This is a genomic window from Rhodanobacter glycinis (assembly GCF_006438785.1).
Taxonomy (GTDB): Bacteria; Pseudomonadota; Gammaproteobacteria; order Xanthomonadales; family Rhodanobacteraceae; genus Rhodanobacter; species Rhodanobacter glycinis_A.
Genome location: NZ_RCZB01000005.1, coordinates 46,275 through 71,822 on the forward strand (window position 1 = coordinate 46,275; position 25,548 = coordinate 71,822).

The 25,548-nt window shown below is 65.0% G+C and carries 24 protein-coding genes; 18 read left to right on the forward strand and 6 right to left on the reverse strand.

The annotated features are described in order from the left end of the window. Positions 1-67 precede the first annotated feature (67 nt). Positions 68-616, reverse strand: coding sequence for a redoxin domain-containing protein (locus EAH75_RS15895; RefSeq protein WP_140806186.1), 549 nt, complete (start codon positions 614-616; stop codon positions 68-70). A gap of 111 nt (positions 617-727) precedes the next feature. Between EAH75_RS15895 and EAH75_RS15900 the strand changes: the two genes are divergently transcribed. From EAH75_RS15900 to EAH75_RS15920, 5 genes are all read left to right on the forward strand, one after another. After that, positions 728-2,686 carry an ATP-dependent DNA helicase gene (locus EAH75_RS15900; protein WP_140806187.1) on the forward strand — a complete coding sequence of 653 codons (1,959 nt, stop codon included), beginning with the start codon at positions 728-730 and terminating at the stop codon, positions 2,684-2,686. Between the two features lie 13 nt (positions 2,687-2,699). Then, a complete protein-coding gene (locus tag EAH75_RS15905) occupies positions 2,700-3,068 on the forward strand; it encodes a VOC family protein (RefSeq protein WP_140806188.1) in 369 nt (122 codons plus the stop codon). A 48-nt stretch (positions 3,069-3,116) separates the two neighbouring features. Further along, complete coding sequence (locus tag EAH75_RS15910; protein WP_140806190.1) at positions 3,117-3,509, forward strand: DUF4440 domain-containing protein; 393 nt, start codon at positions 3,117-3,119, stop codon at positions 3,507-3,509. Between the two features lie 220 nt (positions 3,510-3,729). Further along, positions 3,730-4,728 carry an alpha/beta fold hydrolase gene (locus tag EAH75_RS15915; protein WP_140806191.1) on the forward strand — a complete coding sequence of 333 codons (999 nt, stop codon included), beginning with the start codon at positions 3,730-3,732 and terminating at the stop codon, positions 4,726-4,728. After that, positions 4,725-5,789 carry a saccharopine dehydrogenase family protein gene (locus EAH75_RS15920; RefSeq protein WP_140806192.1) on the forward strand — a complete coding sequence of 355 codons (1,065 nt, stop codon included), beginning with the start codon at positions 4,725-4,727 and terminating at the stop codon, positions 5,787-5,789. The genes EAH75_RS15915 and EAH75_RS15920 overlap by 4 nt, the downstream gene beginning before the upstream one ends. 24 nt (positions 5,790-5,813) lie before the next feature. Here the strand turns inward: EAH75_RS15920 and EAH75_RS15925 are convergent, their stop codons facing one another. The 3 genes from EAH75_RS15925 to EAH75_RS15935 all read right to left on the reverse strand — a co-directional run bounded on the left by EAH75_RS15925 (position 5,814) and on the right by EAH75_RS15935 (position 9,836). Beyond that, positions 5,814-6,446 carry a response regulator transcription factor gene (locus tag EAH75_RS15925; protein ID WP_140653191.1) on the reverse strand — a complete coding sequence of 211 codons (633 nt, stop codon included), beginning with the start codon at positions 6,444-6,446 and terminating at the stop codon, positions 5,814-5,816. Positions 6,447-6,525: 79 nt separating this feature from the next. Then, positions 6,526-6,897, reverse strand: coding sequence for a response regulator (locus EAH75_RS15930; RefSeq protein WP_140653193.1), 372 nt, complete (start codon positions 6,895-6,897; stop codon positions 6,526-6,528). Then, on the reverse strand, positions 6,897-9,836 hold the full coding sequence (locus tag EAH75_RS15935) for a PAS domain-containing protein (protein ID WP_205043240.1): 2,940 nt from the start codon (positions 9,834-9,836) through the stop codon (positions 6,897-6,899). Before EAH75_RS15935 ends, EAH75_RS15930 begins: the two co-directional genes overlap by 1 nt. 231 nt (positions 9,837-10,067) lie before the next feature. Here EAH75_RS15935 and EAH75_RS15940 point away from each other — a divergent pair, with 231 nt between their 5' ends. From EAH75_RS15940 to EAH75_RS15990, 11 genes are all read left to right on the forward strand, one after another. Then, entirely contained in the window at positions 10,068-11,432 is a 1,365-nt protein-coding gene (locus EAH75_RS15940) for an epoxide hydrolase family protein (protein ID WP_428993519.1), read from the forward strand. Further along, positions 11,429-12,028: a DUF308 domain-containing protein gene (locus tag EAH75_RS15945; RefSeq protein WP_140653197.1), complete on the forward strand. Its 600-nt coding sequence runs from the start codon at positions 11,429-11,431 to the stop codon at positions 12,026-12,028. Before EAH75_RS15940 ends, EAH75_RS15945 begins: the two co-directional genes overlap by 4 nt. 98 nt (positions 12,029-12,126) lie before the next feature. After that, positions 12,127-13,185, forward strand: a complete 1,059-nt coding sequence (locus tag EAH75_RS15950; protein ID WP_140653199.1) for an alpha/beta fold hydrolase — start codon at positions 12,127-12,129, stop codon at positions 13,183-13,185. Positions 13,186-13,210: 25 nt separating this feature from the next. Then, complete coding sequence (locus EAH75_RS15955) at positions 13,211-13,720, forward strand: cytochrome P460 family protein (protein WP_140653201.1); 510 nt, start codon at positions 13,211-13,213, stop codon at positions 13,718-13,720. 51 nt (positions 13,721-13,771) lie between these two features. Continuing rightward, complete coding sequence (locus EAH75_RS15960; protein WP_140806195.1) at positions 13,772-14,602, forward strand: oxidoreductase; 831 nt, start codon at positions 13,772-13,774, stop codon at positions 14,600-14,602. Positions 14,603-14,632: 30 nt separating this feature from the next. Further along, complete coding sequence (locus EAH75_RS15965; RefSeq protein ID WP_140653205.1) at positions 14,633-15,598, forward strand: quinone oxidoreductase family protein; 966 nt, start codon at positions 14,633-14,635, stop codon at positions 15,596-15,598. 217 nt (positions 15,599-15,815) lie between these two features. Continuing rightward, positions 15,816-17,447 (forward strand): ABC-F family ATP-binding cassette domain-containing protein, encoded by a 1,632-nt coding sequence (locus EAH75_RS15970; protein ID WP_140806196.1) that lies wholly within the window; start codon positions 15,816-15,818, stop codon positions 17,445-17,447. Positions 17,448-17,806: 359 nt separating this feature from the next. Beyond that, entirely contained in the window at positions 17,807-18,232 is a 426-nt protein-coding gene (locus EAH75_RS15975) for an organic hydroperoxide resistance protein (RefSeq protein ID WP_140806198.1), read from the forward strand. A gap of 49 nt (positions 18,233-18,281) precedes the next feature. Then, positions 18,282-19,094, forward strand: coding sequence for an alpha/beta fold hydrolase (locus tag EAH75_RS15980; protein WP_140806199.1), 813 nt, complete (start codon positions 18,282-18,284; stop codon positions 19,092-19,094). A gap of 143 nt (positions 19,095-19,237) precedes the next feature. Beyond that, the gene (locus tag EAH75_RS15985; protein WP_140806200.1) at positions 19,238-19,900 is read left to right on the forward strand and encodes a class I SAM-dependent methyltransferase; all 663 of its coding nucleotides are present in this window, start codon (positions 19,238-19,240) and stop codon (positions 19,898-19,900) included. Between the two features lie 198 nt (positions 19,901-20,098). Continuing rightward, a complete protein-coding gene (locus tag EAH75_RS15990; RefSeq protein WP_140806201.1) occupies positions 20,099-20,563 on the forward strand; it encodes a hypothetical protein in 465 nt (154 codons plus the stop codon). 59 nt (positions 20,564-20,622) lie between these two features. On the opposite strand, the gene lepB is transcribed toward EAH75_RS15990, so the two are convergent. After that, complete coding sequence (gene lepB / locus EAH75_RS15995) at positions 20,623-21,297, reverse strand: signal peptidase I (RefSeq protein ID WP_140806203.1); 675 nt, start codon at positions 21,295-21,297, stop codon at positions 20,623-20,625. Between the two features lie 198 nt (positions 21,298-21,495). On the opposite strand from lepB, the gene creD reads away from it, so the two are divergent. Next, positions 21,496-22,869 carry a cell envelope integrity protein CreD gene (gene creD / locus EAH75_RS16000; RefSeq protein ID WP_140806204.1) on the forward strand — a complete coding sequence of 458 codons (1,374 nt, stop codon included), beginning with the start codon at positions 21,496-21,498 and terminating at the stop codon, positions 22,867-22,869. Beyond that, positions 22,866-23,558, forward strand: coding sequence for a tRNA (adenosine(37)-N6)-threonylcarbamoyltransferase complex dimerization subunit type 1 TsaB (gene tsaB / locus EAH75_RS16005; protein ID WP_140653222.1), 693 nt, complete (start codon positions 22,866-22,868; stop codon positions 23,556-23,558). The genes creD and tsaB overlap by 4 nt, the downstream gene beginning before the upstream one ends. Before the next feature lie 932 nt (positions 23,559-24,490). Here tsaB and EAH75_RS16010 read toward each other — a convergent pair. After that, complete coding sequence (locus EAH75_RS16010) at positions 24,491-25,531, reverse strand: YeiH family protein (protein ID WP_140806205.1); 1,041 nt, start codon at positions 25,529-25,531, stop codon at positions 24,491-24,493. Positions 25,532-25,548 lie beyond the last annotated feature (17 nt).

The window sequence follows — 25,548 nt, forward strand, 5'->3', positions numbered from 1 at the left end:
GACGCGTCTCCCCCGTGGCGGTGCCGGCATGGTGAACAAATGCCGGCGTGGCTGCCAGTGAGGGCCGTCAGGCGGCGTGCCTGACTCTTGCGCAGGGCAGGAACCGCTCGATCCGCTCCATCGGGATGCGGTCGCCGGCGTCGCTGCCGTAGTACGCCTCGACGATGCGGCCACGTTCGTCGATCAGGAAATCGGCTGGCATCAGGTTGCCGGTGTCGAGGCCGGCAAGGCCGACCAGGCGCATGCCCCTGAGCAGGGTCGGCACGCGCGTCGCGATCGCCTTCAGCTTGCGCCACAGCGAGCGCTCGATGCCGTAGATCTCGTGCGCGCTCGAGGTGGGGTCGGCGGCGAGCGGGAACGGGCGCGGCCGGTGCCCGGCAAAGCGCAGCACGTCGGCCTGCGAGGCGCTGAACACGGCCACGATGTCCAGACCGCGTGCGGCCAGCTCCGCATGGTTGTTGGTCAGCTCGTAGATGCGGAAATTGCAGAACGGACAGGCCGCGTCGCGGAAGAACGAGAGCAGGGTGAGGCGGCCACGGCTGCTGATCATGATCGGCAGGCCATGGATGTCGACCAGGTCGAGCGCAGGTGCCGATTCGGGTGCGAACAGTCTCACGTCGATTCTCCTTCGGTGGGCGGGCGTGACGCTGCCAAGTTGACGCGCGGGAACTGACCCAGGTTCCCATCGCGGCTTTGTCGCACCGGCCCGCTCCGCCATACTTGATCGATGATTGACCTTGATGACACCGAGTCCGACGACATCGGCGCCCTGCTCGGTGCCGACGGCCCGTTCGCGCGCGAGCTGCCCAACTTCGCGCCACGGCTTGCCCAGCAGGCGATGGCGCGGGCGGTGCAGCAGGCGATTGCCGGGCGCGACACGCTGATCGCCGAGGCCGGCACCGGCACCGGCAAGACCTTCGCGTATCTGGTGCCGGCGTTGCTGTCGGGCGAACGGGTGATCATCTCCACCGGCACCAAGACGCTGCAGGACCAGCTGTACTTCCGCGACCTGCCGAAGGTGCGTTCGGTGCTCGGCGCGCGCCTGAAGACGGCGTTGCTGAAAGGGCGCGCGAATTATCTGTGCCTGTATCGACTCGACCAGACCGTGCGCGAGGGCGCCAGCTACGAACGCACGCAGGCCGCGCAGCTGGCGACGATTCGCGCGTGGTCGGCACGCACCCGCCGTGGCGACCGCATGGAGTTGGCCGAAGTACCGGAAGAATCGCCGCTGTGGCCGCGCGTCACCTCGACGCCGGAAAATTGCCTCGGCGTGGAGTGCCCGTTCTTCGACGACTGCCACGTGGTGAAGGCGCGCCGCGAGGCACTGGAAGCGGACGTGGTGGTAGTCAACCATCACCTGCTGTTCGCCGACCTCGCGCTGAAGCAGGAAGGCTTCGGCGAAATCCTGCCGGGCGCGGCGGCGTTCATCCTCGATGAGGCACACCAGATTCCCGAATTGGCGGGGCAATTCTTCTCGCAGAGCATCAGCGCGCGCCAGCTGACCGAGCTGGCGCAGGATGCGCTGGCCGAATGCAACGGCATCACGGGCGCGATCGGCCTGCTGCTGGAGCCGGTGGAGGCGCTGCAGGAGGCACTGCGCAAGCTGCGCCTGGCGATGGATGCGTTGCCTTCGCGCGGCGCGTTCCAGCAGCTGGAGGATCGTGCCGATGTGCGCGAGTCGCTGCACGACCTGCGTGAGCTGCTGGCCACGCTGGCCGAGCTGCTTGCCTCGCAGGCCGAGCGCTCGCGCGGCTTCGCCAATCTGCACGAGCGCGCCGAGCTGTTCACCGAGCGACTGGATCGCATTGTCGAGTCACACGGCGATCAGGACGTGCGCTGGTACGAAACCTTTCCGCGCGGCTTTGCGTTGTACGCCACGCCGCTGGATCTGGCGGTGCCGATGCGCGGCCTGCGCGAACGCACCCAGGCGGCGTGGATCCACACCTCGGCCACGTTGTCGGTGGCCGGCAACTTCGACCACTTCGCGCGCCAGCTCGGTCTTGACGATCCACGCACGCTGAGCCTTGGCAGCCCGTTCGACTACGCGCGGCAGGGCTTGTGCTATCTGCCGCGAGGACTGCCCGATCCGAACGCGCGCGACTACACCGAACAGGTGATCGAGTCGGTGCTGCCGGTGCTGCACGCCTCCAACGGCCGTGCGTTCCTGCTGTTCACCTCGCATCGCGCGCTGCGCCGCGCGGCCGAGCTGCTGCAGGACAAGGTGCCGTGGCCGTTGTTCGTGCAGGGCACCGCGCCGCGGCCACGGTTGCTGGAAGAATTTCGCGCCAGCGGCCATGGCGTGCTGCTGGGTGCGGCGAGTTTCTGGGAAGGCGTGGACGTCGCGGGTGAAGCATTGAGCGTGGTGGTGATCGACAAGCTGCCGTTTGCCGCCCCCGACGATCCGGTGCTGACGGCGCGCCTCGCCGCACTCGAACAATCCGGCATCAACCCGTTCATGGGCTGGCAGGTACCCAGCGCGGTGATCGCGCTGAAGCAGGGTGCCGGCCGGCTGATCCGCGACGTGCACGACCGCGGCGTGCTGGTGCTGTGCGACCCCCGCCTGACCACCAAGGGTTATGGCAAGCTGTTCCTGGCCAGCCTGCCGCCGATGCCGCGCACCCGCGAGCTGGCGGGTGTGCAGGCATTCTTTGACGTAGCGAATGGGACGGCGATGGTCGCCAATTAGAGGAGACAGAACGATGGCCAAAGTAACCGGACTCGGCGGCATCTTCTTCAAATCGCGCGATCCCGCAGCACTGTCGGCGTGGTACGCGAAACATCTTGGACTGGCCGTCGATGACTGGGGTGGCGTGCGCTTCAACGAAGACGAGGAGCGCGCCGGCTACACGCTGTGGTCTCCATTCGCCGCCGACACCACCTACTTCGGAGCAGGCCCCCAGCCGTACATGGTCAACTTCCGCGTCGACGATCTCGACGCGCTGCTGGTGCAACTGCGCGCTGCCGGCATTGAAGTGGACGAGCGCGTGGATAGTAGCGAGTTCGGCCGTTTCGGCTGGGCCACGGATCCCGAGGGCACGCGTATCGAACTGTGGCAGCCGTCCACTTGAACGCATGCATGATTCCTGACCTTGCCACCGGACGCGATGAGGGCCGTGATGGAACCCGAACCCACGACGGCCCCTGAACTGCTCGGCGTACTCGACGAACTGCGCCGCCGCGAGCCGATCTTCCATTGCCCCGAATTCGGCAGCACCCGTGCCGACTACGAGCGCATGGCCTCGGCCGACTTCTGGGAAATCGGCGCTTCGGGCCAGCGCTATAGTCGCGCCCACGTACTCGACGTACTGGAACACCGCACCCCCGACCCCGCCGAACACACCTGGATCACTCGCGACTTCCACTGCCGCGAACTCGGGCCGGATACGTACCTGCTCACCTACACCCTGGAGCAGGGCGAGCGTGTGAGCCGACGCAGCACGATCTGGCGGCACCATGGAGGCGGATGGCAGATCGTGTTTCATCAGGGGACGCTGGTGGCGACACCCTAGAACGTTCCTGAGTCCACCGGGCGTCGCTGAAAACGACTAAAGATTTCGACAGCGACCGGGCACGTGACGTGGTCTCCTGAAGTTCGCCCGAAACGCGGGCTGACCGTGGAATGCATGACATGTCTGAGAAAGCCCGTGCAGCTCACGCCTGCACCCTCGATGCGGACGCCATCCCGATGAAGTGGTTGATGGCACCGCAGGGTGCGCATCGGAGGTGATCATGCAACGCAGGCAGTTTCTCGGTTTGGTTGCCGGTGCGGGCGTTGCGGGCGCAGCATTTTCCGCGCTGCCCTTTGCGGCTCTCGCGGCGAAGAATCCGCTTCGAAGGTCGCTGGACGCTGCGGCGTTCAATGCCGCCCGACGGTTCGTGCCGACCCGCTTAGGTCGCATCGCGCTGGTCGAGCGCGGTGCCGGCCAGGCCGCCTTGTTCCTGCACGGATTCCCCCTGAATGGCTTCCAGTGGCGCGGCGCGCTGGAACGGCTGTCGGCATACCGTCGTTGCATCGCTCCGGACTTTCTCGGGTTGGGCTACACGCAAGTGCGCGAGGGTCAGGGTGTCGCTCCGGTGGACCAGGTCGACATGCTTTCCGCCTTGCTGGACGCGTTGTCCATCGACCGTGTCGATCTGGTTGCGAACGACAGCGGCGGAGCCGTTGCCCAGTTGTTTCTTGCGCGCCATCCGCAACGGGTGCGCAGCCTGTTGCTGACCAACTGCGATACCGAGATCGACTGTCCGCCAGCGGCGATGAAACCCGTCATTGCGCTGGCGCACGACGGACAGTTCGTGAAGCAGTGGCTGGCGCCCTGGCTCGCCGACAAGGAGCTGGCGCGATCAGCTGGTGGACTGGGCGGAATGACGTTCACGCACCCTGAAAACCTCACGGACGCTTCGATCGAGATGTATCTGGGGCCGCTGGTGCGTGACCCCGCACATACGCACGCCTACGCCCTGGCGCTCGAGACCAACGTGCTGGCAGGTGTGCAGGCGGCGATCGGTCGCAGCAGGGTTCCCGTGCGGATCGCATGGGGCACCGGGGACACGATCTTCTCGCCGGACAATGCGGCCTATCTGGACCGCACCGTGGGAAATTCGCGTGGCGTGCATTACGTACCGGGTGCGAAATTGTTCTTCCCGGAGGAATTTCCCGAACTGATCGCTGCCGAAGCACGCCATCTGTGGGGCCTGGCAGCTCACCCCGACGCAGGCGAAACGACATGACATCGACACACCAGAACCCTGCCGCTGCAGGCTTGCGTTCGACCACGAAACAGCCGCGGACCATCGCCGTGTTCGGTGCCGGCGGACACACAGCGCGATTCGTGGTGGAGGAACTGCTCAAGCGTGGATGGACGCCCATCCTTTCCGGTCGCGACGCGACCACGTTGAATGCCAGATGGGACGGATACGGCAAACTCGAGACCCGAGTTGCATCGGTCGAGGATCCCGCATCGCTGGATCGCGCGCTGGCGGGCGCGGTGGCGGTCATCAACTGCGCCGGCCCTTTTCTCGATACCGCGGCACCGGTCATCGAAGCCGCACTGCGCGCCAGTATCCACTATCTCGACCTGGCGGCCGAGCAGACGCCGGTTCTCGCCACATTCGAACACTTCGCCGAGCCTGCGCGCGCAGCAGGGGTGGTGGTTGTCCCTGCCATGGCCTTCTACGGTGGATTGGCCGACCTGCTGGCGACGGCTGCGATGGGGGATTGGACAAGCGCCGACGACGTCCGGATCGCGATCGCACTCGACAGCTGGCGCCCGACGCGCGGCACCCGGCTGACCGGTCAGCGCAATACGTTTCAACGGATGGTGTATGCGAACCATGGGTTGATGCCGCTGGCGGATCCGCCGCCCACACTTGCATGGCAATTTCCGGCGCCATTCGGAACACAGGAAGTCGTCGCCGTGCCGCTGTCCGAAATCATCACGATATCGCGGCACCTGCGTACGGCAGAGGTTCATTCGTACATGAATCTCGAACCGCTGAAAGACCTGCGGGATCCTGCCACCGGGCCGCCCACAGCGGCCGATGAAAGCGGGCGTTCCGCCCAGGTATTCGTGGCCGACGTGGTTGTGCGCAAGGGAGACGAGGAACGCCGCGCTGTGGCGCGCGGCCGCGATATCTATGCGGTCACGGCACCGCTTGTGGTTGAAGCCGTGACGCGGATTGTCGACGCACCAGTCATTGCGGCGGGCGTCATGGCCCCGGGCGAGCTGTTCGACGCTCGCGACTTCCTCGCCTCGTTGTCACCCGACCATCTGGCGGTCGATATCTCGTGACCGCCATTCGTTCCCGCGCCGCTTTCAGCCGTCGTGCGCTGCCGGTGCCAGCGGGAGATGCTCGGCTGTTTTCACCAGGTCGGCGAGAGAGCGGGCCTTCATCTTCCGCATGACCTTGCCACGGTGAGCCTTGACCGTGATCTCGCTGATGCCCAGGTCAGCGCCGATCTGCTTGTTCAGCCGGCCGGCGACGACCATGGCCAGCACCTGCCGTTCGCGCGGGGTGAGCGAACGGTAGGCCTCCAGCAGTGGTCGCAGGTTTTCTTCGCGATCCAGTGCGGCGCGACTGTGCACGAGTGCGCTTTCAATTGCCTGGAGCAGTACCTCGTCATCGAACGGTTTGGTCAGAAATTCGACCGCACCCGCTTTCATGGCGCGAACCGTGATCGGCACATCGCCGAAGCCGGTGATGAAGATGATCGGCATGTGGGTCCGGTCGGCGGCGATGCGCTGTTGCAGGTCCAGGCCGTTGAGGCCCGGAAGGTTGACGTCGAGCACCAGGCAGCTCGGAACCATGGCGGCCGGGTGGTCGAGGAACGCCTGTGCGGACGAGAACATTTCCGTCTGCCAGCCCGCGAAGCGGAGCAGCAACTCCAGCGACTCCCGCACCGACACGTCATCGTCGACCACGAACACGATCGGTGTGGTTTGCGACATGGAGGCTGGCCTCGATTCGTGGGCTGATACGGCGGCTTGGCTCGACATGCTACGACATCCGGGTTGGGTGGGATTTCGGTCAGCGCCCCAGCAACGCGGCGTTCAATGCCTTCAGCAGCGCGGCCTCGCTGAATGGCTTGAACAGACACTCCACCGCGCCCAGTCTGATCAGCCGCGGGCGATCGGTGACATCGCCATGGGCCGTGATGAAAATGATCGGGATCGGTTGTCCGCGCTGCACCAGTTCCCGCTGGAGATCGGGGCCGGACATGCCCGGCATGGCGATGTCGAGAATCAGGCATCGGGTCGAGTCGACGTCACCGGAGGCGAGGAACTCCTTGGCCGACGAGAACGCCTGCACCGCAAAGCCGAATTCTTTCAGCAAGTCGGGTAACGACTCGCGTACTGACTCGTCGTCATCGACTACCGACACGAGCAAAGGCATGGCCATCAAGAACTCTCCGTGATGCGGTTTGAATCGGCAAGCGTGCCGCTTTCGGCAGCTGCGATCTCTTCAGGAAGACACGGGATGGAAAACGAGAACGTGGCTCCCGGGCCATCGTTCGCTGCCGCCCACAACCGGCCATCGTGACCTTCGATGATGGAGCGGCTGACGGACAGGCCGATGCCCATGCCATCGCTCTTGGTGGTGAAGAACGCATTGAAGAGCGCATCCGCGTCCTGGGGATCGAATCCCGCGCCGGTATCCAGCACGTCCAGGCGGACGTGATTGTTTTCATCGCGACCAGTCCTGATTGCCATGCGTCGCGGGCGGTCCCCGATGCCGCTCATCGCATCCGATGCATTCAGGATCAGGTTGAGGATCACCTGCTGCAGCTGCACGCGATCACCCATGACTGGCGGGAGGTCGTCGGCGAATCCGGGATGTAGAGTCACGCCATTGCGCTGGAGTTCGCCCAGCAGCATCGCGACCACTTCCCGCGCGGCCTCGTTCAAGTCCACCGGTTCGGTCGCGACCTTCTTCTTGGCAAACAGCGCGCGCAATCGCTTGATCACATCCGATGCACGGTTGCCGTCGCGGATCGTGCGCCGTGCGGTCTCACGCGCGCCGTCGACGTTCGGCGGGTTGGCGGCCAGCATCCGCAGGCAGGTATTGGCGTTGGTGATGATGCCGGACAGCGGCTGGTTGACTTCATGCGCGATTGACGCGGTCAAGGTGCCCAGGCTGGCCACTCTGGCGACATGGGTGAGTTCCGAACGGACCTTGCCCAGCGCCTCTTCCGAGAGCCTGTGCTGGGTGACGTCCTGCACGGCGGAGATGTATTCCAGCCCCCCTTCTTCATCGCGCGTCGCGTGGGCGACAAGGTGCAGAAATTTCACCCGCCCATCGGGCATCAGCAATCGGTGTTCGCTTTCGAAATCTCTGGCGTCGCTGCGTTGCCGCCGCAGCATTTCGTCGTGTGCAGGGATATCTTCCGGGTGGATCCGGGTGTTGATCAGATCGTGTGTCAGCGTCACAGGGGAATCGAACTCATAGATCCGGTACAGCTCTTCCGACCAGAGGATCTCGTCGGTATTCACCCGCCAGGCGACCGTGCCGGTCAAGGTCAGGCGTTGGGTCCTGGCCAGGAAGGCCTCACTCTGTGTCAACGCGGCCTCATTGCGCGCGCGTTCAATCGCGATGCTGGCCAGATGGGTGAATTGCGCGATCAGATTGTGATGGGCCGGCTCGGGTATCTTCGGCTCGCGCAGCAGGAGCGAAAAGATGCCCATCATGTTGCCGCGGCCCGATCTGATCGGTGTCGACCAGCAGGCACGGACGCCGTGCGAGAGGGCGGCCGCGCGCCATGCATCCCAGCGGGCCTCGGCGATCAGGTCGGTCGAGATCACCGGCTCGCCGCTTGTTGCCGACAAGGCGATGGGACTGGCTTCCGGCTCCAGTGGTTGTCCGTTCGTGTCTTCCAGGAGGTTGTCCGGAACGTCCGGGGCGGCGCCCAGCTGCAGGCGCAGCCGCAGCGATACTTCTTCCAGTGAGCGCGTGTGCCGGGGATCGATCAGCACGATGGCGCACAGTGCGCCTTCCATGGAGGCCTGTACCAGTTCGCAGAGGGAGGTGAGTGCCTGTGCGAGCGGCGAGCCACCGGCGATCAGTCCCAGCAGGTACTTTTCGCCGGCGAGCAGCATTTCGGCTCGCTTGCGATCGTCGATGTCGGTGTTCTGTCCGTACCACTTCACCACGCGGCCGGCTTCGTCGAGCAGCGGCACGGCGCGGATCAGGAACCAGCGATACGTGCCGTCGAAGCGGCGCAGCCTGGCTTCGAAGCTGCCCGGCTGGCCGGCTTCCAGCAGCGCCTGCCAGTACGTTGCGAGTGGCGCGGCATCGTCGGGATGGATGCTTGACGTCCAGCCGATGCCCAGCGAATCCTCCAGGCTGATGCCGGTGAAATCGCACCAGCGCTGGTTGAGGAACTCCACGCCGCCGTCCGGCGCCGCACGCCATACGAAGCCCGGGACGGTATCGATGATGGCGCGCAGGCGATCTTCGGAGGCAGCCAGTTCTGCCAGCGTGCTGGCCAGCAAAGCCTCGCTGCGCTTGCGGTCGTCGATATCCACGTCCAGCGTGCACCAGCGCGCAATGCGTCCTTCGGCATCCTTCATGGGTCGGCTGCGCACGTGGAACCAGCGGTAGACGCCATCGGCGCGGCGCGCGCGAAATTCCATCTCGAAGAGCTCGCCGGTCCGGACGCATCGCTCCCACTCGGCGATTGCCGCGGGCAGTTCATCAGGGTGGATCAGGTCTGCCGATTTCCATTCTCGCTGCTGTTCCAGCGTTGCGCCGCGGAACTCTTGCGACTGGCGATTGGAATATTCGATGTCTCCCTCCGGCGTCATCAGCAGCACGGAGGCGGGAATCGCATCGGCAATCGCGGAAAAATCGCTGACCATGCCGTGGCTGTCGCGATCCGCCTGCCGGTGATCCTCGATGTCCACGAGCATGCCGCACCAGCCAAGGATGACGCCGGCTTCGTCGGTCAGTGCCCGGACTCGCAGCAAGAACCAGCGCCACGTGCCATCGCAACGGCGCACGCGCGCGACGATGTCCTGCGGTTGATGCGATGCCAGAATGGCCTGCCAGCGATCGAGCAGTTCGGCAAGGTCGTCGGGATGGATGGCGGCCATCCATCCCTGGCCGCCGGCTTGAGCGAGGCTTCCACCGGTGTAATCGCACCATGCCCGGTTGACGAAGTCGACACGCCCATCCGGAAGTGCGGTCCAGACCAGTCCGGGCAGCACATCGACGACGCGGCTGAGTTCATTCTCCATACCGGTCCTCTCTCGGCAGTCGCCGTCAGACGAGAATGCGCTATTCATGCACGCCAGCCCATCATACTTTGGTGTCGGTTTGTGGGTGTGGACGGTCGACACCATCGTGCAATCGGCGCGCGGCTCCTGCCCCTCAAGACAGGGGGAGGCTGGGAGAGGGCGCCTTTGATTTCGCGACCATCTGCACCGATTTCCAACGTGGCTCGTGAACTCCTGAGTCGTCGCCTGATACCAAGGTATCGACCGACACCATCGTGCAATCGTCCGGCACCGATGCTTCTGGTGTGATCGCTCCTGCCCGCCGCGTGCCGCATCCGTCGGCACCACGGCGTTCCCATTCCCAGGAGATCGATGATGTCTTCAGCTTCTCCCGCTTCCCAAAACCGCTCACTGGCGATCGCCGCCATCGCGATGGCTTGCGGCCTTTCCCTCTTCGCACTCACCAGCCGCGTCCAGGCGGCTCCTGCTGCAAGAGCAGATCAGGCAGTCGCCAAGGACGACACCAGCATTCGTCCGTTCCACATCCACGTGCCGCAGGCGGAACTGATGGATTTGCAAAAGCGCATCGCGGCCACACGCTGGCCGGACAAGGAACCCGTTGCCGATACGTCGCAGGGCGTGAAGTTGGTGACCCTGCAGTCGCTGGTGAAGTACTGGGGCGACGGCTACGACTGGCGCAAGGTGGAAAAGACCTTGAACGCGCTGCCGGAGTTCGTCACCACCATCGACGGCGTGGACATCCAGTTCATCCACGTGCGTTCGCGCGAGCCGAACGCGATGCCGCTGATCCTCACCCACGGCTGGCCGGGTTCGCCGCTGGAATTCATCAAGACGATCGGGCCGCTGACAGATCCGGTCGCCTACGGCGGTCGCGCCGAAGATGCCTTCGACGTGGTGATCCCGGCCATTCCCGGCTATGGCTTCTCGGGCAAGCCGACCGAGCCGGGCTGGAATCCCGACCGCGTGGCGAAGGCCTGGGATGTGTTGATGAAGCGCCTGGGTTGCACCGAATACGTATCGCAGGGTGGCGACCACGGCTCGGTGATTTCCGATGCGCTGGCACGCTGGGCACCGAAGGGCCTGCTCGGCATCCACCTCAACATGCCGGCCACGATTCCCGCGAACCTGGTGAAGGGCATCAACAGCGGTGATCCGGCGCCGTCCAGTCTGTCGGCTGACGAACGGCGCGCGTACAACCAGCTGCGCACCTTCTTCGGCAGGAACGCCGCCTACGGCGCGATGATGGTGACCCGCCCGCAAACCATCGGCTACTCGCTCGCCGATTCCCCCGCCGGGCTGGCGGCGTGGACGTACGAGAAGATCGCCGAGTGGACCGACAGCGATGGCCACCCCGAGCGGGTGCTCAGCCGCGACCAGATCCTGGACGACCTCACCCTGTACTGGGTGACCAACACCGGCGCATCGTCCTCGCGCTTCTACTGGGAAAACAACAACAACAACTTCAGCGCCGCGGCGCAGAAGACCGCCACGATCAAGGTGCCGGTGGCGGTGACGGTGTTCCCCGGCGAGATCTATCGCGCACCGAAGAGCTGGACCGCGCAGGCGTATCCCAGCCTCTATTACTTCCATGAAGCCAGCAAGGGCGGCCACTTCGCCGCCTGGGAACAGCCGCAACTGTTCAGCGAAGAACTGCGTGAAGCTTTCCGCCCGCTGCGCCGTCGCGAGGGGGAGGCACGATGAACACGACCACGTTGAACACTTTGACGACGCGAGTGCCCGCGTCGAACGGCAAACGTTCCTCACTGCTTAAGCTGTACCTGATTCGCGGCCTGTTGGCCGTTGCGTGGGCCGCGATCTTCGCCAGTGCCCACGCCACTCTCGACGCGCTGGCGATCACCCTGCTGGTCATCTACCCGCTGATCGACGCGGTGTCCTCGCTGATCGATTACCGCGCCAATCCGTCCGGATCGGAGCGCCGGGTTACGGCGTTCAACGGGACGCTGAGCAGCCTCGCGGCCATCGCCATGGGCGTGGCGGGTGGCATCGGTGCGGCGGCAGCCCTCACCGTGTTCGGTGCCTGGGCCGTCGTCTCCGGAACGGCCCAGCTGACGGTCGGCGTGCGGCGGCGTGGCGCCGAGCTGGGCAAGCAGTGGCCGATGCTGATCGCGGGCGGGCTGTCCTTTCTCGTCGGCATCTCCTACGTCATCCGGGCCGCGGGCGAGCAGCCGTCGCTCGACGTGTTGTCCGTCTACGCCACCGGTGGCGGCGTGTTCTTCATCGTTCAGGCGGCTCTGCTGGCCCGGCGTGCCCGCCAGCAGCGGACTGCCATCGGTTGATCGTCGAAAATAACGGTCGCCCGGTTCGCTGGATGGCCCTCATCGCCGGCTCGCACGAGCCAGAACCTCAGGCCATGCGCCTGTCACGGAGAGTTTCCATGAAAACGAACCTGTTGAAAGGAAAAACCGAATCGTCCCCCCTCCGCTTGCTGTGTGCGTCGCTCCTTGCGGTTGCCATGTTGCCGATGGGTTCCTTCGGCATGGCTGCCGCGCAAGCCATCAAGCCGGTGCCCGCGCAGGCATCGGCAACCGCGCGCGGCGCGCTCAGTCCACTCAAGCACATCCGTGCCGGCGTGCTGGACGTGGCCTACGCAGAGCTTGGGCCGGCCGCCGGCCCGGTCGTGATCCTGTTGCACGGCTGGCCTTACGACATCCACAGCTACGACGACGTCGCGCCGGCGCTGGCGGCGAAAGGCTATCGAGTGCTCGTGCCGTATGCGCGCGGCTATGGCGATACGCGTTTCCTCTCCGCCAAGACCATGCGCAACGCCGAACCCGCCGCGCTGGCCCAGGACATCATCGACTTCATGGACGCGCTGAAGATCCAGCGCGCAGAGCTTGCCGGCTACGACTGGGGCGCACGCTCGGCCGACATCGTCGCGGCGCTGTGGCCGGAGCGCGTCAAGGCGCTGGTGTCCGTCAGCGGCTACCTGATCGGCAGCCAGGAATCCGGCAAAAACCCGTTGCCACCGAAGGCCGAGCTGCAGTGGTGGTACCAGTATTACTTCGCCACCGACCGCGGCCGTGACGGCTACGACAAGTATCGCCATGACTTCGCCAAACTGATCTGGCAGCTGGCCTCGCCGAAGTGGAACTTCGATGACGCCACCTTCGAGCGCAGCGCGGCCGCGCTGGACAATCCGGACCAGGTCGCCCTGGTGATCCACAACTATCGCTGGCGGCTGGGCCTGGCCAAGGGCGAGGCGAAGTACGCGGCGCTGGAGAAGAAGCTGGCCACGTTCCCCGCAATCGGCGTGCCGACTATCACCATGGAGGGCGACGCCAACGGCGCGCCTCATCCGCCGGCCGAAGCGTATGCCAAGCGCTTCACCGGCAAGTACGAATACCGGCTGATCAAGGGCGGTATCGGCCACAACCTGCCGCAGGAAGACCCGCAGGCTTTCATCCAAGCGGTGATCGACGCCGATCACTTGTGACCGTCGACGTTGAAGGAGTGCTCCGATGAAACTGACGCATCTTGCCGTTTTCGCTGCGGTCACCTCGTGCGCGCTGGCGTCGGCGTTCGTCGCCCACGCCAGCGACACGGAAAGCAAGGTTGCCTCACCGATCTACGGCGTCACCATCCCCGACGGCTACCGGCAATGGCAGCTGATCGCACCGGCGCAGGAGGCGGCACCGCTGAACGAGCTTCGCGCGGTACTCGGCAATGCCATCGCGGTCAGGGCGTATCGCGATGGCACGCTGCCGTTCCCGGATGGCACCGTGCTGGCCAAGCTCGCCTGGAAGCACGTGTCGTCGCCGGAGTTCGAGCCGGCAACCATTCCCGGCGCGGCCACCACGGTGCAGTTCATGGTCAAGGATTCGAATAAGTACGCGGCCACGGGTGGCTGGGGTTTCGGCCGGTTCGTCGACGGCAAGCCGGCCGACGAAGCGCAGCACCGCACCTGCTTTGCCTGCCACCAGGCGCGCGTGAAAAACCGCGATTTCGTATTCACGCGATGGGCGCCTTGAACGTTCCCGTTTCGCCTGCCGTCACTCGCAAATACATCAAGAGGTAGTGTCATGTCACAACGATGGCTCATCACCGGCAGCTCGCGCGGCATCGGCCGCGACCTGGCCGATGCCGTGCTCGACGCCGGCCACCGCCTGGTCGCGACCGCCCGCGACCCGGCGAAACTTGCCGACCTTGCACAGCGCTACGGCGACGCAGTGCGCGTGGTTGCACTGGACGTCACCGATCCGGTGGCAGCCGCGCAAGCCGTAGCCACAGCGGTGCAGGCGTTCGGCGGGCTCGACGTGCTGGTCAACAACGCCGGCTACGGCGATGTCGATTCGGTCGAGGACGCCACGCTGGAGGATTTCCGCCGCCAGATCGACACCAACCTGTTCGGCACCATCATCATGACCAAGGCCGCGATTCCGGTGATGCGCGAGCAGCGCAACGGCCACATCATCCAGTTCTCGTCGGTGGGCGGACGCATCGGTGCGCCGGGCCGCGCGCCGTACTCGGCGGCGAAGTGGGCGATCGAGGGTTTCTCCGAATCGCTGGCCAGGGAAATGGCCTTGATCGGCGTGCACGTCAGCGTGATCGAGCCCGGCGGCTTCCGCACGGACTTCGCCGGTTCGTCCACCACGCTCAACGAAGGCCGGCCCGAATACGACGCTGTCGTCGGTGCCACCGCGCGGGCGCAGCGCGTCTACAACGGCCAGCAGCCCGGCGATCCGAAGCGCGCCGGGCAGGCCATCGTCAAGCTGGCATCGCTGGAGTCGCCGCCGTTCCGTCTGCCGCTGGGTAGCGATGCGCTGAAGATCATCGAGCAGGCCGACCTCGCCAAGCTGGAAGAACTCGAATGCTGGCGTGAACTGAGCGCCTCCACCGATTTCCCCCGATAAGAAGTTCCCCCGATAAATCAGGAGCAACCAATGAAATCGATCGTGATGACGGCCCTGGGCGGACCCGAGGTCCTGTCGGTACAGGAACAGCCGGAACCCATACCGGCCGCCGGCCAGGTGCTGGTCGAAGTGGCTGCGGCAGGCGTGAACTTCATGGACATCGGCGTGCGCCGTGGCATGGCCTGGACCGACCAGCCATTCCCCCGCACGCTCGGCGTGGAAGGCGCCGGTCGCGTGCTGGCCGTGGGGCCTGGCGTCGACGACATCGTGCTGGGGCAGCGCGTGGCTTGGGTCTACGCGCCCGGCAGTTACGCCGAGCGCCTGGTGGTCGATGCCAACGCGTTGGTGTCGGTGCCCGATGCGATCGACGACTGCACCGCGGCGGCAATGATGCAGGGCATCACGGCGAGCCACTTTGCCACCGACTTCCATCCCGTGCAGCCGGGCGAGATTGCGCTGGTGCACGCTGCCGCAGGTGGGCTGGGCCTGTTGCTGACGCAGATCATCAAGTTGCGTGGCGGCAGAGTCATCGGTCGGGTCTCGCATGCGGACAAGGTGGCGATCGCCAGGGAAGCCGGCGCGGATCACGTGATCGTCGACCGTGACGGCAGCTTCGCCGAGGAGGCCATCCGACTGTCCGATGGCGAAGGCGTCCACGTGGTCTACGACGGCTCCGGGCCGACCACCTTCCAGGGTTCGCTCGATGCGCTGCGCCGCTGCGGCACCTTCTGCTGGTACGGACCGGTGCTGGGCGGGCCGGGGAAGCTGGACATCATGAGCCTGCCGCGCAGCATCAAGCTCGGCTACGCGGTGTTCTCCGATCACGTGCACACGCCGCAACTGTTGCGCGCCCGTACAGCCCGCCTGTTCGACTGGATCATCACGGGCCAGCTGAAGGTCCGCATCGGCGGCACCTATCCACTGGTGCAGGCCGCGCAGGCGCATGCCGACATGGAGGGCCGCGCCACCACCGGCAAGCTGCTGTTGCTGCCTTGATCATCCGGTGCGGATCGGCGTTCTTGCAGCCGGTTGTTCGCCATTACAATGCACGCCCCAAAAGGAAACCGAAGCCCCATGTGAGCAACATGATTCATCCATAGACCCACCATGGATTCCGCAGCCACCGCCAACGAGGCCTGGCGAAGCGGCGATCCGTCTGGTTCAACGCGGCGCGGGCAACTGAAGCCCGCGCGCACCCATGGAGAATCCCCGCATGTCGGATCCACGCATTCGCGTTTCCCATCTTGTTTTTTCGTGGCCGGACGGCACGCCCGTGCTGGACGACCTCTCGTTCACGCTCGGCCCCGCGCGTACCGGCCTGGTCGCGCCGAACGGCGCGGGCAAGAGCACCTTGCTCAAATTGCTCGCCGGCGAACTGCAAGCGCAGGCCGGCCAGCTCGATGTCGATGGCGTCGTCGGCTACCTGCCGCAGGACCTGCCGATGGATCGCGAAGCCACCGTGGCCCAGGCCTTGGGCATCGCTGCACGGCTGCGTGCACTGGACGCGATCCGGGCAGGCGGTGCCGACCCCGCGCACTTCGACACGGTCGACAACGACTGGGACTTGCGCGAGCGCACCAGTGCCGCGTTGGCGCGGGTGGGGCTGCCCGACATGCCGTTGCATCGGCGGCTAGCCATGTTCAGCGGCGGCGAGGCAATGTCGCTGCGACTGGCCGCGCAACTGTTGCGGCGGCCTGACGTGCTGTTGCTGGACGAGCCCACCAACAACCTCGACCGTGCTGCGCGCCAGCGTTTGTACGCAACGTTGCAGGACTGGCCGGGCGGCCTGCTCGTCGCCAGCCACGACCGCGAATTGCTGCAGGGCATGGACCAGATCGCCGAGCTGACCCCCGCAAGCCTGCGACTGTACGGCGGCGGCTTCGACTTCTACCGCCGGGCCGTGGAAACCGAACAGAACGCCGCCGAACAACAGGCGCGCAACCTGCGCAGCGAGTTGAGGCGCGAAAAGCGCGAGATGCAACAGGCGCGTGAACGCGCCTCACGCCGGGCCGGCAACGCCTCGCGGAATCTGGCCGATGCCGGGTTGCCAAGGATCGTTGCCGGCAACCGCAAACGTTTCGCGCAAGTAGCTGCAGCCAAGGCCGACGGCACCCATGGCGATCGGGTGAAACAAGCTCGCGCGCGCTTGCTGGAAGCTACGCAATCGCTCGGCGAAACAACCTCGCTGGATCTGGCCCTTCCAGCCACGCGCGTGCCGGCCGACCGGGTGCTGTTCGCCGGCGAAGGCCTGCGCATACGGCAGGGCGGCCGCGACCCGTTCGGCGAACACGGGCTGACACTGGCCATCTGCGGCCCGCAACGCATCGCCCTGCGCGGTGCCAACGGCGTCGGCAAGACAACCCTGCTGCACATACTGTCCGGCGAACTGGTGCCAGACGAAGGCCACATCCGCCGCGGCCCCGGCCGCATCGCCTATCTGTCGCAACGCCTCGACTTGCTCGATCCCGCGCGTTCGGTAGCCGAGAATTTCGCCGGCCACAGCCTCGACATGCCCATCCAGGAGCGCGCCAACCTGCTCGCCCGCCTGCAGTTCCAGGGCGCACGCATGCACCTTCCCGTTGGTGTCCTGTCCAGTGGCGAACGCTTGCGCGCCGTGCTTGCCTGCGTGCTGCACGCCGTACCGGCGCCGCAGCTGCTGCTACTCGACGAGCCGACCAACAACCTCGATCTCGACACCGTTGCTGTGTTGGAAGAAGCGTTGCACGCGTACGAGGGTGCGCTGGTGGTGGTCAGTCACGATGAGGCCTTTCTGGCGGGGATTGGTATGACCCGCTGGTTGGAGTTGGTGGGTGGACGTCTGGTGGAAGAGGTTTGGGACGAGTGATGTTGGCGCCACCACCACGCTAGCCATTCGCTATACGTCATCACCGGATGATGCTTTGGTATCGACCGACACCATCGTGCAATAGCTGCCGTACGGCGCTTTTGATGTCATCACGAACGCCATCCGGCATGGTGGGTTCGATATGAGCTTGTGGCGCGGGGGTCTGCCTGGTTTCAGCCACAGGAAGGTAACTGGAACGGCGTTCGTAGTGAAAGGAACCCGACAACCGGTGCGTGTTTGGTACAAGCGGGCTGCATGGGGCTTGGCGCGCATGTTCACCGCGCAGCAGGCGAGCACGCCATGGGGCGGGCCGTCGTACGCCATTCGATTCAACCCCCAACTTCACAGGAAAAATCATCATGGTCAGGAAACTCGAAAAAGTGTTCTACACCGCGCAAACCCATGTCACCGGTGGCCGCGACGGTGCCGGCCGGTCCAGCGATGGCGCGCTCGACGTCACGCTCAGCTCGCTAGGTTCGGGCAAGCCGGGCACCAATCCGGAGCAGTTGTTTGGCGTCGGCTATTCGGCCTGCTTCATGGGCGCGATGCAGATTGTCGGCGCGGCGATGAAGATCAAGTTGCCGCCGGATACGGCGGTGGATGCCAGCGTTTCACTGGGCAGGACGGAGAACGACACAGCCTATGGCCTGGCGGTGACGCTAGCGGTCTCGCTGCCCGGTCTGGATCGGGCCCAGGCGCAGCAACTGGTCGATGGCGCGCACCAGGCCTGTCCGTATTCGCATGCCACACGCGGCAACATCGAGGTGGTCATCACCCTGGTCTGATCCGCGTCACCGGTTCTCCCTCATCCCTTACAACACGGAAGACAAGATCATGAATCTCTCATCCAGGCGTTTCGCCACCATTCTTGCCAGCTGGATCGTGCTCGGCGCATTCGCGCTGGCGATGCCGCTGGTTGCTTTGGCACAGAAATCCACCACGCAAAAACCCACCGTCGTGCTGGTGCACGGCGCATTCGCCGACTCGTCCAGCTGGAACGGCGTCATCCAGCGCCTGCATGCGAAGGGCTATACGGTCGTCGCGGCAGCGAACGAGCTGCGCAGCGTCAAGGGTGATGCCGCATCCGTCAACAGCCTGGTCAAGAGCATCCACGGGTCGGTAGTGCTGGTCGGGCATTCGTATGGCGGCTCGGTGATCAGCGAGGCGGCTAGCGGGCTCGACAACGTGAAAGCGCTGGTCTATGTCGCTGCCTTTGCACCTGAGTTGGGAGAGAGTGCGGGTGAACTCGCCGGGCGTTTCCCGGGCAGCTCGCTCGGGCCGGCGTTGGCTCCGCCGGTCGAGCTGGCCGATGGCGGCAAGGATCTGTACATCGTGCAAAGCAAATTCCACGCGCAGTTCGCTGCCGATGTGCCGACGGCACAGGCGGCACTGATGGCGGCCGGGCAGCGACCTGTAACCGACGCGGCCCTGCATGAAGCGAGCACCTCGGCCGCCTGGAAAACCATTCCCTCCTGGTTCGTCTACGGCAGCGCCGACCTCAACATTCCGCCCGCCGCGCAGGTGTTCATGGCCGCGCGCGCCCACTCGCGCAAGACTGTGGTGGTCATGGGCGCGTCACACGTCGTGATGGTGTCCCACCCGGCGGAAGTGGCGGCCTTGATTGAGCGGGCGGCGCAGGCGAAGTAGGCCGCGCGCGCGGCGATTCGCGATTCGACCGGGCGCATGGTCTGGTCGATTCGCGATCGACGAACATTACGACCGCCTCGTTGCGGAATACAAGTCGACGCCAGGACGTCTTCCCTTGTTCCCGATCCTCACAGGTAGCCAAAGTGAATCACGACACCGATAAAGGCGCGGCTGTCTACTCCCCGCTGATCCTGAAACTCTATGACCGGTGGGTGTTGGGCATCTCCAATCGCTACGCCTGGCGCTGCTCGACCAGCACGGTGCTGCTGCCGTTTTTCCGCCAGCATGTCGGGCAGCGCCATCTGGACGTGGGCGTGGGTACCGGCTTCTATCCGGCCAGGGCGATGCTGCCCGCGTCGACCCGGGTGACCCTGATGGATCTCAATCCCGACAGCTTGCGCGCGGCGCAGCGACGACTGCAGCGCGACTCCACGCAACTGGTCCTGCACGATGTGATGACGCCGCTTCCGGGGCGCGTCGGGCGGAGCCTGGACTCGATATCGCTGTTCTACCTGCTGCATTGTCTGCCTGGCACGATGGCCGGCAAGGGCCAGGTGTTTGGCCATCTGAAATGGCATCTGGCGTCTGACGGCGTGCTGTATGGCGCCACGATTCTGGGAGACGAGGCCGGTCACAACAGCTTCGGGCGCAGGTTGATGGCGATCTACAACCGCAAGGGCATATTCGGCAACCGGCACGACACCCGCCACGCACTGGAGCTGGCGCTGCGACGGCACTTCGCGCAGGTCGATGTTCGCGTCGAAGGCACGGTGGCGTTGTTCGAGGCGCGTCAACCGGTTTTTTGAGCAGTGCGATTACCAAGGCCGTCATCGTCATCGCAATTGATGCTTTGGTATAGACCGGCACCTTCGTGCAATGGATGCCTCCAGGCGACGCTGATGTGATTACCCTTGATCTTGCCGCCACATAGCTGCGTGTCGTGCGTTCGCACTCGCCATGCCTGGACCGATCACGACGATGGAGAACGGCCGAGGAGAATACTCATGAAGCAACGCATTTCCACAACGTGCGATTCCGATCCGGGCATTCCACTTGACGAGGTTCCGACGGGCGTCGATACGGTTTGTTCGATAGGTCCAGCGCGAAGTGATGCCGGCCTCTCATGGGTTGCCTATCCTGGAGCGCAGCTTGATGAGGTAACAAACGAGATCACGCCCAAAGCCCGCGCCGCGATGTCGGCGGCCTGCGAGTTCGAAGCGGAGCACTGGTCGATTTCTCCCTTCGACGAGGGCGGCTACAGCACATTCTTCGAGCCTGTTCCGGCGATGCTGACGGTGCTGCGTATGGCGGTGCAGGTTGAGCCGCATCCTGTCGAGGCGGGGTTCTGGTACCAGCGTACCCGCATTGCGGAGCTGGACGGCCTCACGGCTGCGCAGCTCGTCTCGCTGGGACGCGCCGACGACGTGATCAGGTTTCTGCTTTCCATCCGTGATGGCGCGCGTGATTGATGGAGGTTCCGTTGCGCTTTATGTGTTGCGCGGACAACGGTTCCAGCAGTGTCCGGTGGCTACTCGAGCGACGCGCCGAAGCGCTCGTTCCGCGGCAGGTAGTGATGCTCCGGGTCGAGCGAGGCGACCACGTGGCGGGTGCGGCCGACGATCTCGCTTCGCGGGAAGAAGCCGAAGTAGCGCGAGTCCATGCTGTTGTCGCGGTCGTCGCCGAGCAGCAGGTACTGGTTGGGCGGCACCTTCACTGGTCCGAAGTTGCTGGCCGGGCTGGGCCAGTTCACGGACAGCCGTATCGCGTGGTGCATGGCGCCGTAGCGTTCAATTTCGTATCGTGCCGGATTCTGCAGATCGTCATGAATGCCGCTGTAAATGCCCGAGGCGTAACTGGCTGCGCGGCCATTGATGGTGAGCACATTGCCGTGCATCGCCACTACATCGCCGGGCAGGCCGATCACCCGTTTCACGAGTCGCTCGTTGGCCGTGTGCGAATCCAGCACCACGATGTCGCCGCGCAAGGGGTCGGCCAGGTGCAGCAGCGAGATGTGGGTCAGCGGCAGCCGAAGGTCGTAGGCTGCCTTGTCGACGAAGATGCGGTCACCGATCTCGATGGTGGGCTGCATCGAACCGGTCGGCACCACGTTCCAGTCGGCCACCGCGCTGCGGAACATGATCATGCACAGCATGAAGGTGATGAAGCCCTTGTTGCGGGCCAGAAACCTCGTGATCGTGCGCATCGCGCTTCCCCGTGTGGTGGTGGCCCGGCATGTCACTACCGTCTGTATGGAAAGTGACAGCGCCCGCGGCGTGAAGTTGCGTGGTCAGCGACAGGCCATCTTGCCGCCCGCTGACGGGCCGGTGCCGCCCGCGCCACCGCCGGTGCGGCTGCTGTGATCGACGCTCCATTCAAAGCCATCCAAAGGGAGTGCGATCCGATGAGTGCATGGACACAGACGGTGACGGCCAAGGTGCTGGGTATCGGTGTGCTGGCGCTGCTGATGACGATACCGCTGATGCAGGTGAGCGGCCTCGTGAGTGAGCGCCAGCAGCTGCGCGAGACGGCGATTGCGCAGATCGCGCAAGGCTGGGGCGGCCAGCAGGTGCTGGGCGGTCCGGTGCTGACGGTGCCCACACTGAGCCAGCTGGTGGTGGCGGAGAATCAGCCGCCGCAAACGCGCGCCGGCAGCGAGAGCATGCTGGCGGACGAGCTGAAGATGGATGTGGCGCTGGCGGTGCAGACGCGCAGCTACGGCATCTATGCCGCGCCGGTATTCGTTTCCACCGTGAAGTTGCGCGGACAGTTCCGTGCCCAGGATCTGGCTCAGTTCCGCCGCGCCAGCAATGCGCAGTGGCAGGGCAGCAAGGCCGAACTGCGCCTGCCGATCGGCGACCTGCGCGGCCTGCAGGAGGTGAGCGAGTTGCGCATCAACGGCAAGCCGGCGCGCTTCGATTCGTCGGCCGATCGGCTCGGCCCGTGGCCCAACGTGGTGGTGCCGATCGACCTGGATGCGTTGGCCGATCAGCCGATCGACGTCGAGATCACGCTCAAGCTGGCCGGCACCGAATCGCTGCAGCTGCTGCCGCTGGCGCGCAGCATCGACGTGACGATGCGGGCGCCGTGGCGCGATCCGAGCTTCGTCGGGGCGGCGCTGCCGCTGGAGCATCAGCTCGATACCAAGGGTTTCAGCGCGCACTGGCACCTGCTCGATCTCAACCGCAGCTACGGCCAGCACTGGACCGACGCCGGCAATGGCCTGGACGCGGCGCTGCAGGCATCCACCTTCGGCGTGCAGTTGTACCAGCCGGTCGACGTGTACCAGCGCAATGTGCGCGCGGGCAAGTACGGCCTGCTGTTCATCGCGATGACCTTCGTCGCGTTCTTCCTGTTCGAGATACTCAAGCGGCTGCGTGTGCATCCGGTGCAGTACCTGCTGGTGGGTGCGGCGCTGGCGACGTTCTACGTGGTGCTGCTGGCGCTGTCCGAACAGATCGGTTTCGGTCCGGCCTATGCGCTGGCTGCGGCCGCGGTGGCCTTGATCGTGGGCGGTTACGCGATGGCGGTACTGCACGCGCGACGTGCCGGCCTGCTGCTTGGCGGCGTGCTGGGGCTGATCTACGCGATGCTGTACGGCCTGATCGCGGCCGAGCAGTACGCGCTGCTGATCGGCGCGCTGGTGCTGCTGGTGATGGTGGCGCTGATGATGTACCTGACCCGCCGCATCGACTGGTACGCGTATGTGCCGACCACAACGGGACCGACTCCAACCAAACCGCCGGTGCCGCCAGCCGCTATCATGGACAAATCATGAACCTGCTCGCGATCGAAACCGCCACCGAAGCCTGCTCCGTCGCCCTGATCCATGGCGACGAACTGATCGCGCGCAGCGAGATCGCACCACGCCGGCACACCGAGCTGGTGCTGCCGATGGCCGATGCGCTGCTGGCCGAAGCCGGCATCGGCCGGCACGCGCTGGACGCCATTGCGGTAGGCCGTGGCCCCGGTGCGTTCACCGGCGTGCGCCTCGGCGTATCGCTGGCGCAAGGCATGGCGCTGGCGCTGGGTCTGCCGGTGATCACCATTTCCTCGCTCGCCGCACTGGCACTGGAAGCGCCGGAAGAAGAGGACACCGCGATCCTCGCCGTGATCGACGCGCGCATGGGCGAGATCTACGCCGCCTGCTACCGCCGCGACGACAACGGCGGCCTGATCGCGCTGGACGACGAGCGCATCTGCACCGCCGAGTCGCTGCAGTTGCCGGACGCCGCCGCCTGGCAGGTGGTCGGTAGCGGCTGGGCCACCTACGCCACCGTGCTGAGCCAGCGCCTCACTGGCACGTTGCACTCAGCGGATGGGCTGCGCTACCCGCAGGCCGCGCACGTCGCCGAGCTGGCGTTGCGCGAATTCAAGGCCGGTCACGTACAGGCGCCGGAGCTGGCGTTGCCGGTGTATCTGCGTGACAAGGTGGCGTTGACGTTGGTGGAGCAGGGCAGGGCTTGAGCTGTCTTTTCTCTGGCTACGCGGGGAATGTCGTTCTAACCACGTAGTGCATAGGCGCCGCGAGGTGCCGGTGAATCATCCACATGCTCGCGAGGCTAGAAGCTCAGCCCCGGCGGTCTGTTGCAGTCGTATTTTTCGTCAGTTCTATCCACGTCGCGAGGTGATATATGTCGCGCGATCAACTCCTGTGGAGTGAGCTGTCGCCATGCTTCGACATCGATACAGTGACGATTCGCAACACCAAAGAGACGTTGGGTATTGCGCATCATTGCATCCATACCTTGATTCATCGGATCGACTAAACGAATGCCTGGTACGAAGGGCGTATCGGAACCGGGTATTCCATGAACGGCATAGGAGCGTTGAGCGTTGAGTAGCCGCTCTTGAAAGTCCCCATCGCCAGCGGAGGCTTTGTTGTCCGTGTATGGGCTTGGTGTGATTGGCGTACTGGTCAAATGTGCTTCAGATCTCGGCGCTGCAACGTGTGCAGCGCGTTGAACCGGTAGCGGTTCCGACGGCCACCCTGATAGCGTCCTGTGAGTGCGTAGAGTCAACGCGGTCGGCTGAAGCATCGATAATGCCAAGTGCGTGAAAGTTGGCTGCGGTTGCCGAAAGAAATGCAGTTGGAGTGCTCCTGGGTTGTTTCTCATTGCCGGAGTTGTGTCTCGCTCACGGACTACCGGTCGCAGCATCGGCATCAAAAAAACGAGATGGCAACTGATCACTACGACCATCACCGCAACTCGGCGACCGGATTCCTGCAGACGACCGAACTCTCTCCTGTCCACTCTCACAAGCGGCCTTCCCTTGGCAAAGGCTAGGAATGGACCCGTCGAATGTTTCCAAAGTTCCTGCGTCAGGCATTACTGGCAATGTTGCGAAGTCACGGGACTTGATCGAACTACACGTCGACGCCTGATGACGGGAGCACCTCACAGCTGCCCAATCACCAACTGCACCAGCAGACTGCTCACCGCCACCGCGATCCATACGCCCAGCCCCAGCAGGATCGGTCGCGCGCCGCTGGCGGCCATCTTGCGCAGGTTGGCGGACAGGCCGATCGCGGTAAGCGCCACGATGATCAGAAACTCGGCCAGCGTATGGATGGCCGGCTGGATCGCAACTGGAATCAGGCCGGCGGTGCGGATCGCCGAGGCGACCAGGAACCACAGGATGAACCACGGGAAGATGCTGGCGAGGCTGAAGTGGCCGACGCTACCTTCGAGTGCGTGCTTGCGCTTCTCGCGCGCGGCGACGACGAAGGCGAGTACCAGGCAGACCGGGATGATCAGGGTGGCGCGGGTCAGCTTGACGATGGTGGCGTAGTCGCCGGCGGTCTTGCTGAAGCTGTAGCCGGCGGCGACCACCGACGAGGTGTCGTTGATCGCGGTGCCGGCCCACAGGCCGAAACCCAGATCGGACAGATGCATCAGGTGGCCAAGCAACGGGAACAGCAACACGGCGACCAGGTTGAACAGGAAGATGGTGGAGATCGCGAACGCGGTGTCGTGGTCGTCGGGGCGGATGATCGGGGTCACCGCGGCGATTGCCGAGCCGCCGCAGATCGCAGTGCCCACGCCGATCAGAATCTTCAGCTTGTCGTGCACGCCGAGCCAGCGACCGAGCAGCCACGCGGCGAGGAAGGCCACAGTCATCGTCACCAGGGTCACCGACAACGACTCAAGGCCGGTCTTGGCGACCTGGCTCAGGCTGAGTCCAAAGCCCAGCGCGATGATCGACCACTGCAGCACCTTCTTGCCGGCAAACGCGATGCCCGGCGTGTAGCGGTCGCCCGGCGACAGCAGGTTGCGCACCGCGATGCCAAGCACGATGCCGATCACCGGCCCGCCGATCAGCGGTGCCCAGCGGCCCAGCAGCAGGGCCAGCAGGCCGATGCCTACCGCCAGCAGCAGGCCGGGTGCGCGCATGCGCAACGTGGGGTGGACAAGGGTGGCGATGGACGACGTGGTCATGCATGGGCTCCGGCAAT

Bases quoted from the DNA above. Each gene is read 5' to 3' on its own strand.
- EAH75_RS15920 (WP_140806192.1), top strand. From the start codon at position 4,725: ATGACATCGACACACCAGAACCCTGCCGCTGCAGGCTTGCGTTCGACC.
- EAH75_RS15990 (WP_140806201.1), top strand. From the start codon at position 20,099: ATGAAGCAACGCATTTCCACAACGTGCGATTCCGATCCGGGCATTCCA.
- EAH75_RS15930 (WP_140653193.1), bottom strand. From the start codon at position 6,897: ATGGCCATGCCTTTGCTCGTGTCGGTAGTCGATGACGACGAGTCAGTA.
- EAH75_RS15900 (WP_140806187.1), top strand. From the start codon at position 728: ATGATTGACCTTGATGACACCGAGTCCGACGACATCGGCGCCCTGCTC.
- EAH75_RS15910 (WP_140806190.1), top strand. From the start codon at position 3,117: ATGGAACCCGAACCCACGACGGCCCCTGAACTGCTCGGCGTACTCGAC.
- EAH75_RS15965 (WP_140653205.1), top strand. From the start codon at position 14,633: ATGAAATCGATCGTGATGACGGCCCTGGGCGGACCCGAGGTCCTGTCG.
- tsaB (WP_140653222.1), top strand. From the start codon at position 22,866: ATGAACCTGCTCGCGATCGAAACCGCCACCGAAGCCTGCTCCGTCGCC.
- EAH75_RS15925 (WP_140653191.1), bottom strand. From the start codon at position 6,446: ATGTCGCAAACCACACCGATCGTGTTCGTGGTCGACGATGACGTGTCG.
- EAH75_RS15950 (WP_140653199.1), top strand. From the start codon at position 12,127: ATGAAAACGAACCTGTTGAAAGGAAAAACCGAATCGTCCCCCCTCCGC.
- EAH75_RS15935 (WP_205043240.1), bottom strand. From the start codon at position 9,836: ATGGTGTCGACCGTCCACACCCACAAACCGACACCAAAGTATGATGGG.
- lepB (WP_140806203.1), bottom strand. From the start codon at position 21,297: ATGCGCACGATCACGAGGTTTCTGGCCCGCAACAAGGGCTTCATCACC.
- EAH75_RS15980 (WP_140806199.1), top strand. From the start codon at position 18,282: ATGAATCTCTCATCCAGGCGTTTCGCCACCATTCTTGCCAGCTGGATC.
- EAH75_RS15975 (WP_140806198.1), top strand. From the start codon at position 17,807: ATGGTCAGGAAACTCGAAAAAGTGTTCTACACCGCGCAAACCCATGTC.
- EAH75_RS15955 (WP_140653201.1), top strand. From the start codon at position 13,211: ATGAAACTGACGCATCTTGCCGTTTTCGCTGCGGTCACCTCGTGCGCG.
- EAH75_RS15915 (WP_140806191.1), top strand. From the start codon at position 3,730: ATGCAACGCAGGCAGTTTCTCGGTTTGGTTGCCGGTGCGGGCGTTGCG.
- EAH75_RS15970 (WP_140806196.1), top strand. From the start codon at position 15,816: ATGTCGGATCCACGCATTCGCGTTTCCCATCTTGTTTTTTCGTGGCCG.
- EAH75_RS15905 (WP_140806188.1), top strand. From the start codon at position 2,700: ATGGCCAAAGTAACCGGACTCGGCGGCATCTTCTTCAAATCGCGCGAT.
- EAH75_RS16010 (WP_140806205.1), bottom strand. From the start codon at position 25,531: ATGACCACGTCGTCCATCGCCACCCTTGTCCACCCCACGTTGCGCATG.
- EAH75_RS15945 (WP_140653197.1), top strand. From the start codon at position 11,429: ATGAACACGACCACGTTGAACACTTTGACGACGCGAGTGCCCGCGTCG.
- creD (WP_140806204.1), top strand. From the start codon at position 21,496: ATGAGTGCATGGACACAGACGGTGACGGCCAAGGTGCTGGGTATCGGT.
- EAH75_RS15960 (WP_140806195.1), top strand. From the start codon at position 13,772: ATGTCACAACGATGGCTCATCACCGGCAGCTCGCGCGGCATCGGCCGC.